The sequence below is a fragment of the Mycobacterium senriense genome, from assembly GCF_019668465.1.
GTDB classification, from domain to species: domain Bacteria; phylum Actinomycetota; class Actinomycetes; order Mycobacteriales; family Mycobacteriaceae; genus Mycobacterium; species Mycobacterium senriense.
This window is the reverse complement of record NZ_AP024828.1, coordinates 1,877,434-1,888,805: the sequence shown is the minus strand read 5'-3', so window position 1 is coordinate 1,888,805 and position 11,372 is coordinate 1,877,434. Positions and strand designations below refer to the sequence as shown.

Below are 11,372 nucleotides of genomic sequence, written 5' to 3'. Positions count from 1 at the left end.
GTCGACTCACGTCGCGCTCACGACCCCGCGTAGCGCCTCGGCCCCGAAAATTGGCTCGAACATCGCTGACATGTCCGGTCCCCGGCGTAGGTGTTGGCCGCCGTCGACATTGATGATTTCTCCGGTGATCCAACTTGCGAGGTCACTGAGCAGGAACACCGCGAGATTGCCAACATCGCCGACTTCACCAACCCTGGGCAGCGGAGTGTTGATCCGGTAGTCCGCACTTATCTCCGGCGAGGACAACACCGCTTCCACCAACTCCGTCCGGGTCAGACCCGGCCGGATGGCGTTGACCCTGATCGATGATGCACCCAGTTCGTCCGCGGCCAGTTGCACAAGATGGTCCAGACCGGCCTTGCTGACACCGTAGGCGCCGAACCACCGGTGGGTCACCGCTGAGGCGATTGACGACACCGCGACGAACGAGCCGCCTCCGCTTCGGATCATCGCGGGTGAACTGTGTTTCAACAGGTACATCGACCCATTGATGTTGAGGTCGACAGTGCGGCGCCACGCCGCCGAGTCCATTTGCGGCAGCGGACCGATTGACTCCGATCCGCCTGCGCAGTGCACGACACCGTCCAACCGGCCAAACCAGTCGGCGGTCTGTGCTACCGCGGAGCTGATCTGTTCCTCGTCGGTGACATCGGCTGGTACGCAGCGGATGGTGTCGGGTTGCGCACCGGCAGAAATGAATTTGTTGGCAGCAGCAGTCAGCTTGTCGTGATTGCGCCCCAGCAGTACAACGCGCCCGCCGGCCTCAACAACAGCCTCACCGACGCCGGCGCCGATGCCGCTCCCGCCGCCGGTCACCAAGACGACGCGATCCTTCAATGGTGCGAGCATCGTTTTGCATCTTCCCTTCATCGCGCTCGAACAATCGAGCTTCCATCGACGACATTCGAGCCCGGGCTACGCGCTTGGTCAGATGGTGACACGGTGGCTCGCGCTGACAACGTGGCCACTGTGGACCCCTGTGGCCCAACCGGTTCCACGTTCGCCAGCCGAAACTCTAGGGGTTTCCTTACATGCTGTAATATAATGTGGTGCGGCTGGTCGCGCAACAACCTGAAGTTGCGCCCTGACGATCGCAGCGGCCTCAATCGCCTGCTGCGCAGTCTCGGACGTAGGCAGTTTCATCTCCCACCAACAGAAAGGCACGTCGTGACAACCACAGACGACGCAAGCACGCGCGAAGCGAACAAAGAAGTGTTACGCCGCGCGATGGCCGCGGTCAGCGCCCTCGACACAGACGCAGTCCTTGCCGAGATGCACGACACCGCGGTCTTTTCGCTTCCGTTCGAATCTTTGGTGCCCGACAGTGATATGGCCGGCTATCGCCAGCTGCTGACAGCGACATTTACGATGTTCAAGAAATTCGACGTCACGATCACCGATTTTTACGACCTCGTTGACCCCAGCGTGGTCATCGCTCGGTACCGCAGCGACAGCGAGGGCCGCGACAAACCCGTTGTCTACCAAAACGAGTACATCGGTGTCTTTCACTTCCGCGACGGAAAGATGACCTCCTGGCGGGAGTGGGCCAACCCCGAGGTATCCCACGCCGCCATCGCGGGATTCGCCGATGACGCACCTGTGGTGAACGCATGACCACTAACGGCCGCTGCTAACGGCGATGGACAGCCTCGAATCAAAGGTCGCAGTCATCACCGGCGCGGCCTCCGGTATTGGGTTAGGGATGGCGCGCGAGTTCGGACATCAAGGCATGCGCGTGGTGCTCTCCGATGTTGCCGAGGAAGCGCTGAACGATGCTGTCACCGAGCTGCAGTCAGACGGCATCGACTGCTGCGGCCAAATCGCCGACGTCCGCAGAGCAGCTGACGTCGAAGCACTGGCCCAGTCCGCCGTCGATGCTTACGGGCAAGTGCAGGTGATCTGCAACAACGCCGGTGTAGTCCCGTTCGGTCGGCAATGGGAACTTTCCGAGCGGGATTGGGCCTGGGGGATCGATGTTTGCTTGTGGGGTGTGATCAACGGTGTTCGTGCATTCGTGCCGAGAATGCTCGCCTCTGCAGAGCCATGCCACGTGGTGAACACCGCGTCGATGGGCGGCCTCCTCAGCGCCCCGTTCATCGGCCCGTACGCGGCGGCCAAGCACGGCGTCGTCGGCCTCTCGAAATCGTTGCGCGTCGAACTCGGCGGTACCAATGTCGGCGTGACAGTCGTGTGTCCTGGCCATGTACGCACCAACCTCGCGCGCACGCTGCGACAGCAGTCCGACGGCCAACCACGCGTGGTCAGCGCGGACCTCGATGACTTCCGGAATTTCCTCGCAACTGGAGAGCAAGGCGAAGATTCTATGGACCCAGCCGTGGTCGGAAAGCTGGTCGTGCACGCCATCCAGACCAATCAATTCTGGCTGCTGCCCAACGCGGCACCGCAATTCCCCATCGTGGAACAAGACTTCGAAGAAATGCGTGCCAGCGGCTCCTCGCCGGTCGCTGGATAGCGCAGCGGCGCAACATGACTGGCAAAGGCGGTCCGGTGGTAAAGCTGGTGTTCTGCTGTCGGCGACGTGCTGAGCTGACAACCGAGGAATTTCAGGCCTACTGGCGCAACAGCCATGCCGATCTGGTGCGATCCGTCCGCGCCGCGATCCCCACGATGACTCGTTATGTCCAGAACCACACCGTTTTCGGCGCACTGACCGACGGTGTGCGCGATAGTCGCGGGACCGGTGAACCCTACGACGGTGTAGCCGAGATCTGGGTCGACTTCGACGCGACAGCCGAGGATCCCGAGGCGATGGCCATCGCGATGCAGCAGCTACTCGACGACGAGTTGACCTTCGTCGACATGGCGCGCTCGAGTGTCTTCATCGCCGAAGAACACGTCATCTTCTAGGCGATCGCTTCCTCGGTGATCGTTGTGTCGCCACGTTCGCCACGCCATGCAGGATGATTGAGCGCAGGTGCTCGATGAGCGCGGCGCCATCCAGTGACGGATTGATCAGGGTGTGCAACATGACCGCGCCGCGGACGGTATCCAATAGCGCGCTGCCGTCAACGTCTGGCCGCACCACGCCTTCGGCCTTGCCGCGGTCGATCAACCGGACATACGCCGCCCTGATCGGGGCGATGTACTTGCTCTCGATCAGTTCAACGAGGTCGGGCCGGTTGTAGAGGTCGGCCGACAACCCGGGAAGACCTGCGAGGTATGCCGGATCGGATTGGATCGCCACCATCGCAGTGAGCAGATCGGTCAGCGACTCGGCGAATGGCTTGTCATCATCGATCAACGGCCTCGGATCATCCGTAGTGAAGATCGCGTCCTCCACGAGCGCGAACTTCGTGCCCCAGTTGTCGTAGACAAACGGTCGCGACACCCCGGCCACTCGCGCGACCTCCGATAACGTGACCTCGTCATAACCCTTGGCGATCAGCAGTTCCCGCGTAGCCGCCAGCGCTGCTTCACGGCGCACCTCGTCCTTGGGACGACCGCCCCGCGTGCTGACCATCCTCGGCTCCTCCGGGGGCTCAGGTGAGACCCTGCGTTGGGAGGAGCGGCGCGCCATCACGCTGCGACTCTACGCGGAACGCGGGCGCAGATCAGAGTTCGGGGGTATAGCCGAACGGCAGCAGCACGCTTTTGCTCTCGCAGTAGGCGTCGATGCCCTCGGGCCCGTTCTCGCGGCCGATACCGGAGTTCTTGTACCCGCCGAATGGGGCGCAAGGGTCATTGCCGTACATGTTGACCGCGTAAGTGCCGGTGCGGATCTGCTTTGCGATCTCGATGGCCCTGTCGTTGTCCGTGGTCCACACACTGCCGGCCAGGCCGTACACCGAGTCGTTGGCGATGCTGATCGCGTCATCCTCGGTGTCGTAAGGAATCACCGCAAGCACCGGCCCGAAGATCTCCTCCTGAGCGATCGTCATCGAGTTGTCGACATCGGCGAACACCGTGGGTTGCACAAACCAGCCATGTTCCAGCCCTTGGGGTCGCCCGCCGCCGGTGACGATGCGCGCGCCTTCCTCAACGCCTTTCTGGATGTAGCCCTCGACGCGATCACGCTGCTTCTCGCTGATCAACGGGCCGATCGCGGTCGCCGGATCATCGGGCAGGCCGACCGGCATTGCCGACGCCGCGGCGGCGATCTTGTCGACGACTTCGTCGTAACGCGATCGCGGGGCCAGAATGCGAGTCTGCCCGATGCAGGCCTGCCCGGCGTTCATCAACCCGGAGAACACCAGCATGGGCAGCGTGGAATCGATATCGGCGTCTTCCAGGATGATCGCCGCCGACTTGCCGCCGAGTTCCAGGGTGCACGGCTTGAGCTTCTCGCCGGCGATCTTGGCGATCTCCTTGCCGACCACGCTGCTGCCGGTGAAGGTGAACTTGTCCGGCTCCGGGTTCGACGTCAGCGCGCGGCCGGTCTCCGGCCCGCCGGGTACCACCGACAGCACGCCTTCGGGCAGGCCCGCTTCGGCGAACAGTTCGGCCAAAAGGTTGGCCGACAGCGGTGTCTCGGCGGCCGGCTTGAGCACCACCGTGCAGCCGGCCAGCAGCGCAGGTCCTAGCTTGTTGCATGCGAGGAAGAACGGGACGTTCCACGCCACCACGGCCGCGACCACACCGATCGGCTCCCGCAAGACCAGGGTCTGGCCGTAGACCCCGTCGCGCACCTCTTGCCAGGGGAACTTGTCGGCGGCGTTGGCGACGAACTGCAGCGCCGAAACCCCGGGACCGAACTGCAGAATATCGATGATGGGGGCGGGCTGGCCGGTCTCCAGCCTGAGCAGGTGCTTGAACTCATCGGCGCGTTCCTCAACCGCCGCGGCGACCTTGGCCAGCACCGCCTGGCGTTCGGCCGGGGCCATCCTGGGCCACGGCCCCTCGTCGAAGGCTTTGCGCGCGGCCGCGCATGCGGCGTTGACATCGGCTTCGGCCGCCAGCGGAACCTGGCCGACCTTCTGGCCGGTGGCCGGCGAGAAGACCTCGATGACCTCGGATGTCGACGGTTCGGTCCACACGCCACCGATGAAAAGCCGAGCGTAGTCGGTGGTGGATGTGGTCGATGTGTTACTGGTCATGACACGCCTTCCGGTCATTGGATCAACGAATCCTATTGTGCTACTTGGTTATCAGATTGCAATACGGCGCGGGCAAGGTCGTTGATTTCCTCGACGGACCTCGGTCCGACCACCACCATGGTGACGCCGGACCGCTCCCACGTGGCGAGCTGTGCACGGACATAGTCGATGTCACCGACGATGGCGGCGTCGTCGACGAGCTCGTCCGGAATGACCGCGGCGGCCTCGTCTTTGCGTCCTGAGCGGAACAGCTTGGTGATGTCGTCGACGACCCGTTCGTAACCCATCCTCCGGTATAGATTGGCGTGAAAGTTGGTGTCCTCAGAGCCCATCCCGCCGAGGTACAGAGCCAAGTAGGGTTTCATTACGGCCAGTGTGCCCGGGCGATCGTCGGTGACGACAACTTGTGCGGTGGCGCAGATCTCGAAGTCGGCGCGGCTGCGCCGAGCGCCCGGACGTGCGAAACCCTCGTCGAGCCATTCGTTGTACATCGGCGCCAGCCGCGGACTGTAGAAGATCGGCAGCCAGCCATCGGCGATCTCGGCGGCCAATGCAACGTTTTTGGGGCCTTCTGCGCCCAGCATGATGGGAATGTCGGCACGCAACGGATGGGTGATCGGCTTGAGTGCCTTGCCGAGTCCGCTGGTCCCCTCACCAGACAGCGGCAACGGATAGTGTGGACCACTGCTCGTGACCGGCGCCTGACGTGCCCACACTTGGCGAACGATGTCGATGTATTCCCGAGTGCGCGCCAACGGCTTTGGGAAAGGCTGGCCGTACCATCCTTCAACGACCTGCGGCCCCGACACCCCCAACCCGAGGATGTGCCGGCCGCCCGACAGGTGGTCGAGTGTCAGTGCGGCCATCGCGCACGCCGTTGGAGTGCGCGCGGACAGCTGCACCACCGACGTGCCCAACCGCAACGTTGTGGTGTGTCTGCCCCACCACGCCAATGGTGTGTAGGCGTCCGAGCCCCACGCTTCGGCGGTGAACACGGCGTCGTATCCGACACGTTCGGCGGCGGCGACCAACTCGGCGTCGTTCGATGGCGGTTGGGCACCCCAATACCCCAGCTGCAGACCGAGCTTCACCAGCACCACCCCTGCGGCACCATGACGTCGAGGTGCCTCACTTTGCGTTGAACCGTACGGGCATCGCGGTGATGCCGTTGATCCATCCGTGCCGCATTCGCGTTAGCGGGCCGGTTATTTCGATGTCTGGAAGGTAGTCGGCGATCATGTTGAACATGATCGTCAGCTGTTTGCGCGCCAGGTTTGCGCCGATGCAGTAATGCGGCCCGTTTCCGCCAAATCCCAAGTGCGGGTTGGGCTCGCGCTGAATGTTGAACGTGAAGGGCTCATCGAAGACGTCCTCATCGTAGTTGGCCGAGCTGTAGAACAATCCCACTCGCTGACCTGCTTTGATCCGCACATGCCCGATTTCGGTATCCCGGCGCGCCGTGCGTTGGAAAACATGCACGGGGCTTGTCCAGCGGATGATCTCATCCGCGGTGGTTGCCGGACGGGTCCGCTTGTAGAGCTCCCACTGCTGGGGATGGTTCAGCATCGCGACCATGCCCGCCGACGTCGCATTTCGGGTGGTCTCGTTGCCGGCAACCAGCAACAGCAACATGAAATAGCCGAATTCGATTTCAGTGAGTTCATCACCGTCGTCGTCAATGGCGACTAGCCGCGAAATGATGTCGTCGGCGGGGTTCTTCTTACGTTCTGCTGCAATCTCATACGAATAGCCCATCAGTTCCGTCATCGCCAGCATGGGATCCTCGACGCAGTCGGGATCTTCGGCTGCCATGATCACGTTCGACCAATGGAACAACCTCTCATGGTCGGCCTCTGGGAAACCGACCAGATCAGCGATGGCCTTCAGCGGCAGCTGGTGAGCGACATCCTCAACGAAGTCACCTTCGGAATTCTCTGCTGCGGCCATGACGATCTCGCGGGCAGCCTGGGTCAGCCCGTCCTCAAGCTTGGCTACGCTGCGCGGCGTGAAGAGCCGCGAGATCAGCTTGCGCAGCCGCGTGTGCACCGGCGGGTCCGAATTGTGCATGAGGATTTTGGCTGTCTCCAGCTGCTCGGCCGGTATGTCGTTGGCGTACCGCATCACGCAGCCATTGAGATGCGACGACCACCTCTCAGGGTCGCGTGAAATCTCCCGAATGTGAGCATGTTTCGAGATCACCCAGTACCCGCCATCGCGGAACCCCCCGCCTCTGTCGGGGTCCTGCGCGTTCCACCACACCGGCGAGGTCCGCCGCAGCCGCGCGAACTGCTCCACGGGCAGCCCGCGAGCCAGCAAGCCGGGATCGGTGAAGTCGAACCCGTCGCCGAAGTCGAGGTCGGACTGCACTTCCGGTGATGTCGTCATGATGAGAGCTCCTGAGCCGGCGCTTGCTACGCGTCTACGGATGGGTGACAGCTGCACCTTGTCCGAGTTAGCTTACATCACGTAAGGTAACCGTGAGAGACCGCACAACGCAACGATTGGGAACACGGAACTTGACCAACGATCCCCTGCACAGGCTTTTCGACCTCAAAGACCGCACGGCGATCATCACCGGCGGAACCCGCGGCATCGGCCTGGCCATCGCCGAGGCCCTGGTGAGCTGCGGCGCGAACGTAGTCGTCGCAAGCCGGAAAGCTGAAGCGTGCGCCGCAGCGGCCGACAAATTGCAATCCCTGGGTGGCGGCAACGCATTGGGGGTACCCACCCACCTGGGCGACATCGACGCCATCAACCGACTGGTCGCCGCCACCGCGCAAGAGTTCGGCGGCATCGACATCGTCGTCAACAATGCGGCCAATGCATTGGCGCAACCGCTCGGTGAAATCACCCCAGAAGCCTGGTCGAAATCCTTCGCGGTGAATCTGCAAGGCCCGGTATTCCTGGTCCAGGCGGCCCTGCCCTACCTACGGGAGAGCCAGCACGCCGCGATCCTCAACGTCGTCTCCGCCGGGGCCTTCATCTTCTCGCCCATCGTGTCGATGTACTCGGCGGCCAAGGCCGCCATGGTCTCCTTTACCCGGTCCATGGCCGCCGAATTCGCCGCGCAGGGAATCCGCGTCAACGCCCTGGCCCCGGGATCGGTCGACACCGACATGGTCCGCGGCAACCCGCCGGAGTTCATCGATGCCATGAAGGCCTCCGCGTTCATGGGCCGCATAGCCGATCCATCCGAAATGATCGGCCCTGCACTGCTATTGGTCTCCGACGCCGGAAGTTTCATCACCGGTCAAACCATCATCGCCGACGGCGGCATGGTGGCCCGCTAACCGCCCACCCAAGAAAGGCCCAACATGACTGTTGACAGCGCAACGACGCGCGAGGCGAACAAGCAGACGTTACGGCGAGCGATGAGTGGCATCACCGCCCTCGATACCGACGCCATCCGGGCCGAACTGCACGACTCCGCGATACTGCAGCTGCCCTTCGAACCTGCGGTGCCCGACTCTGACCGCGAAGGCTTCCTGCAGCTGCTGTCGATGATGTTCGTAATGTTCAAGCAGTTCACCATCACCATCACCGACATTTACGACCTCGTCGACCCGAACATGCTCGTCGCGCGCTACCGCAGCGACGCCGAGGGCCGCGACAAACCGGTCAGCTACCAGAACGAGTACATCGGTGTCTTCCACTTCGTCGACGGAAAGATCACGCTCTGGCTGGAATACGCCAACCCGGAGGCCTCCCATGCCGCGATAGCCAAGTTCGCCGACGATGTTCCCGCGGTCAGCGTATGAGCGCCGACCCTGGCCCCCCGGCTACGCGACCGGCCATCGACATCGAGTACCTCGACGACGGCGCCATCGCCGTCGTCACCCTCAACCGCCCCCACCGCCGAAATGCCCTGGACGCACAAACTTTGGCGGAGCTGCATCGGCTACTGGACACTCTCAACGGGGATCCCGCCGCGCGGGCGGTGGTCATCACCGGCGCCGGCGACGCCTTCAGCGCCGGTGCTGACATCAAGGCCCAACCCGACGATCTGCGCGACACCTCGGCCACGCCGCAAACCGCCCTACACGCCGCAGCCACCTCGAGGGTGGCCATCACGCTCTCCGCACAGGAACTGATGGCCTCGGCATTCGAGAAGATCCACCGGCTCCGGCAGCCGGTGATCGCTGCGGTCAACGGCTTCGCCCTCGGCGGCGGCTTCGCGCTCGCATTGGCCTGCGACATCCGCTACGCGGCCCCCCAGGCAACTTTCGGGGCGATCTTCATCCGGCACGGTGTCTCCGCATGCGACATGGGCACCAGCTACCACCTGCCGCGCCTTATCGGTGCATCGCGAGCGGCCGAACTGATGCTCACCGGGCGGGTCTTCGATGCCGCCGAGGCCGCGACGATAGGCCTAGTCCTGGATGTGGTTGAGCGGGACGATCTGCTCGCCACCGCCGTCGCCAAAGCGCGCGAGATCGCCCGCCATTCGCCGCTGGCGGTCTGGATGACCAAGGAAACAATGTGGCAGACCGTCGATGCGCCGAGCCTGCGCCACGCCCTCGACATGGAAAACCGCACCCAGGTGATGTGCACCGCCAGCGGCGATCTCGCTCAATCCTTCGCCGCCTTCCGTGAAGACGGCACACCCAAGTGGACGCCGCTGTGAGCGGCTTCAATCTGTCAACGCTGTTCAACGCAGTCGCAGAGGCGATACCCGGCCAGACGTTCGTGATCTGGCGTGACAAGCGCCTTACCTACCGCGACGTGAACTCTCGCGTCGACGGCATAGCCCACTACCTGCGCTCACAAGAACTGGGCTGTCGGATCGAACGTGCCGATCTCGCTGACCACGAATCCGGCCAGGATCATCTGGCCCTATATCTGCGCAACGGCAACGAGTACCTCGAAGCCATGCTCGGCAGCTACCGCGCACGGGTGGCACCGTTTAACTGCAGCTTCCGCTATGTGGAGAGCGAACTCTATTATCTGCTAAACGACTCCCAAGCCGCGGCGGTTGTCTACAACGCCGAGTTCGCCCCGAGAGTTGCCGCAGTCCGCGATCAGCTGCCCACTCTCAAACACCTCATCCAGGTCGAGGACCAATCGGGAAATCCGTTGCTGCCGGGCGCCGTTGCTTACGAGTCCATCGTCGACACGCCGCCACCAGCATCGCCGATGCCCGACCCGACGGGCGATGACCTCTACGTCCTCTACACCGGCGGCACCACGGGAATGCCGAAAGGTGTGCTGTGGCGTCAGCACGACATCTTCGTGTCGGCCATGGGTGGTCGGCCCCACAGCTCCACAGTGCCGTTCACGTCCTATCACGACATCACCGAACAGGCCTGCGCCGCAGCGGGATCCATGTCGTTTCTGTTGCTGCCCCCGTTGATGCATGGCGCCGCGCAGTGGATGGCATTTCAAGCGATCACTCTCGGCGGCCTTCTTGTGATCCCCGATCGAGTGGACCGACTGCAGCCGGCAGAGGTGCTGCGGTTGGCCGAACGCGAAGGCGTGCGCTGCATTCCGGTCGTCGGCGATGCGATCGCCCGCCCCTTGGTGGCAGAGATACAGGCCGGTGACTATGACCTATCCAACGTGCTGTTGGTGACCAATGGCGGAGCAGCGCTCTCCCCCACCGTCCGCGACGCGTTGAATGCCGTGCTCCCGCAAGCGGCGTTGCTGGACGCCGTCGGTGCATCGGAATCTGGAAGCCAGATGAGCGTCGTGATATCGGCAGACCATAACGACGAGGTGTCCGTGTTCACCCCGCAGCCCGATACCGCGGTGCTCGCCGAGGATCTCAGCAGCGTCCTAATCGGCGGCACAGCTGGCGAAGGCTGGTTGGCCCGGCGAGATTACATCCCACTGGGTTATTTGGGCGACCGCGCCAAGACCGACAAAACGTTCCCGACGGTCGACGGTGTCCGCTGGTCGGTCCCCGGCGACCGCGCAAGAGCGCTGCCCGACGGCCGCATCGAGCTGCTGGGCCGGGATTCGGCGACGATCAACTCCGGCGGCGAGAAGATCTTCGCCGAGGAGGTCGAGCGCGCAGTTGCCTGTCATCCCTCTGTCTACGACGTCATCGTCGTGGGACGCCCATCGCAGCGATGGGGCAGTGAAGTCGTGGCAGTGGTTCAACTCGTCGACGGCGCAGAACCGACCGACGCCGAACTGCGCGAGGTCTGCGCGCAGCACCTAGCCGGCTACAAAATTCCGAAATCCTTTGTGCGGACCACGAAGGTCGTGCGATCCCCGGCGGGAAAGGCCGATTACCGCTGGGCTGAACAGGTGGCCGCCCGTGACACCCGCACACACCACGACGACCGCGACACCGCCGCGGCACTTTGAGGAGCAACA

The 11,372-nt window shown here is 63.3% G+C and carries 12 protein-coding genes; 7 read left to right on the top strand and 5 right to left on the bottom strand.

The window, feature by feature from the left end; genetic code table 11:
- Positions 1 to 6: 6 nt before the first annotated feature.
- On the bottom strand, positions 7 to 849 hold the full coding sequence (locus MTY59_RS09010; RefSeq protein ID WP_221045345.1) for an SDR family oxidoreductase: 843 nt from the start codon (positions 847 to 849) through the stop codon (positions 7 to 9).
- A gap of 195 nt (positions 850 to 1,044) precedes the next feature.
- Between MTY59_RS09010 and MTY59_RS09005 the strand changes: the two genes are divergently transcribed.
- From MTY59_RS09005 to MTY59_RS08995, 3 genes are read left to right on the top strand one after another with little or no spacing between them, the layout of a single operon-like run.
- On the top strand, positions 1,045 to 1,614 hold the full coding sequence (locus tag MTY59_RS09005) for a nuclear transport factor 2 family protein (protein WP_221045344.1): 570 nt from the start codon (positions 1,045 to 1,047) through the stop codon (positions 1,612 to 1,614).
- A 25-nt stretch (positions 1,615 to 1,639) separates the two neighbouring features.
- Positions 1,640 to 2,473 carry an SDR family NAD(P)-dependent oxidoreductase gene (locus MTY59_RS09000; protein WP_221045343.1) on the top strand — a complete coding sequence of 278 codons (834 nt, stop codon included), beginning with the start codon at positions 1,640 to 1,642 and terminating at the stop codon, positions 2,471 to 2,473.
- A 14-nt stretch (positions 2,474 to 2,487) separates the two neighbouring features.
- The gene (locus MTY59_RS08995; RefSeq protein ID WP_221045342.1) at positions 2,488 to 2,868 is read left to right on the top strand and encodes an EthD domain-containing protein; all 381 of its coding nucleotides are present in this window, start codon (positions 2,488 to 2,490) and stop codon (positions 2,866 to 2,868) included.
- Here the strand turns inward: MTY59_RS08995 and MTY59_RS08990 are convergent.
- The 4 genes from MTY59_RS08990 to MTY59_RS08975 are packed head-to-tail and all read right to left on the bottom strand — an operon-like array spanning position 2,858 to position 7,439.
- Positions 2,858 to 3,538 (bottom strand): TetR/AcrR family transcriptional regulator, encoded by a 681-nt coding sequence (locus MTY59_RS08990; RefSeq protein ID WP_250160854.1) that lies wholly within the window; start codon positions 3,536 to 3,538, stop codon positions 2,858 to 2,860. The genes MTY59_RS08995 and MTY59_RS08990 overlap by 11 nt on opposite strands.
- A gap of 34 nt (positions 3,539 to 3,572) precedes the next feature.
- Positions 3,573 to 5,054, bottom strand: a complete 1,482-nt coding sequence (locus MTY59_RS08985) for an aldehyde dehydrogenase (RefSeq protein WP_221045340.1) — start codon at positions 5,052 to 5,054, stop codon at positions 3,573 to 3,575.
- 32 nt (positions 5,055 to 5,086) lie between these two features.
- On the bottom strand, positions 5,087 to 6,145 hold the full coding sequence (locus tag MTY59_RS08980; protein ID WP_221045339.1) for an LLM class F420-dependent oxidoreductase: 1,059 nt from the start codon (positions 6,143 to 6,145) through the stop codon (positions 5,087 to 5,089).
- A 37-nt stretch (positions 6,146 to 6,182) separates the two neighbouring features.
- The gene (locus tag MTY59_RS08975) at positions 6,183 to 7,439 is read right to left on the bottom strand and encodes a cytochrome P450 (RefSeq protein WP_221045338.1); all 1,257 of its coding nucleotides are present in this window, start codon (positions 7,437 to 7,439) and stop codon (positions 6,183 to 6,185) included.
- A gap of 131 nt (positions 7,440 to 7,570) precedes the next feature.
- On the opposite strand from MTY59_RS08975, the gene MTY59_RS08970 reads away from it, so the two are divergent.
- From MTY59_RS08970 to MTY59_RS08955, 4 genes are read left to right on the top strand one after another with little or no spacing between them, the layout of a single operon-like run.
- Positions 7,571 to 8,344, top strand: a complete 774-nt coding sequence (locus MTY59_RS08970; RefSeq protein ID WP_221045337.1) for an SDR family NAD(P)-dependent oxidoreductase — start codon at positions 7,571 to 7,573, stop codon at positions 8,342 to 8,344.
- 24 nt (positions 8,345 to 8,368) lie between these two features.
- Positions 8,369 to 8,812 carry a nuclear transport factor 2 family protein gene (locus MTY59_RS08965; RefSeq protein ID WP_221045336.1) on the top strand — a complete coding sequence of 148 codons (444 nt, stop codon included), beginning with the start codon at positions 8,369 to 8,371 and terminating at the stop codon, positions 8,810 to 8,812.
- Positions 8,809 to 9,678 (top strand): enoyl-CoA hydratase/isomerase family protein, encoded by an 870-nt coding sequence (locus tag MTY59_RS08960; protein WP_221045335.1) that lies wholly within the window; start codon positions 8,809 to 8,811, stop codon positions 9,676 to 9,678. Before MTY59_RS08965 ends, MTY59_RS08960 begins: the two co-directional genes overlap by 4 nt.
- Positions 9,675 to 11,363, top strand: a complete 1,689-nt coding sequence (locus MTY59_RS08955) for an acyl-CoA synthetase (RefSeq protein WP_250160767.1) — start codon at positions 9,675 to 9,677, stop codon at positions 11,361 to 11,363. Before MTY59_RS08960 ends, MTY59_RS08955 begins: the two co-directional genes overlap by 4 nt.
- Positions 11,364 to 11,372: the final 9 nt, after the last annotated feature.

What these genes read in the sequence shown, in the direction of transcription:
- MTY59_RS09010 (WP_221045345.1), bottom strand. Translation starts at nt 849, where the DNA reads ATGCTCGCACCATTGAAGGATCGCGTCGTCTTGGTGACCGGCGGCGGG.
- MTY59_RS09005 (WP_221045344.1), top strand. Translation starts at nt 1,045, where the DNA reads ATGTGGTGCGGCTGGTCGCGCAACAACCTGAAGTTGCGCCCTGACGAT.
- MTY59_RS09000 (WP_221045343.1), top strand. Translation starts at nt 1,640, where the DNA reads ATGGACAGCCTCGAATCAAAGGTCGCAGTCATCACCGGCGCGGCCTCC.
- MTY59_RS08995 (WP_221045342.1), top strand. Translation starts at nt 2,488, where the DNA reads ATGACTGGCAAAGGCGGTCCGGTGGTAAAGCTGGTGTTCTGCTGTCGG.
- MTY59_RS08990 (WP_250160854.1), bottom strand. Translation starts at nt 3,538, where the DNA reads ATGGCGCGCCGCTCCTCCCAACGCAGGGTCTCACCTGAGCCCCCGGAG.
- MTY59_RS08985 (WP_221045340.1), bottom strand. Translation starts at nt 5,054, where the DNA reads ATGACCAGTAACACATCGACCACATCCACCACCGACTACGCTCGGCTT.
- MTY59_RS08975 (WP_221045338.1), bottom strand. Translation starts at nt 7,439, where the DNA reads ATGACGACATCACCGGAAGTGCAGTCCGACCTCGACTTCGGCGACGGG.
- MTY59_RS08965 (WP_221045336.1), top strand. Translation starts at nt 8,369, where the DNA reads ATGACTGTTGACAGCGCAACGACGCGCGAGGCGAACAAGCAGACGTTA.
- MTY59_RS08960 (WP_221045335.1), top strand. Translation starts at nt 8,809, where the DNA reads ATGAGCGCCGACCCTGGCCCCCCGGCTACGCGACCGGCCATCGACATC.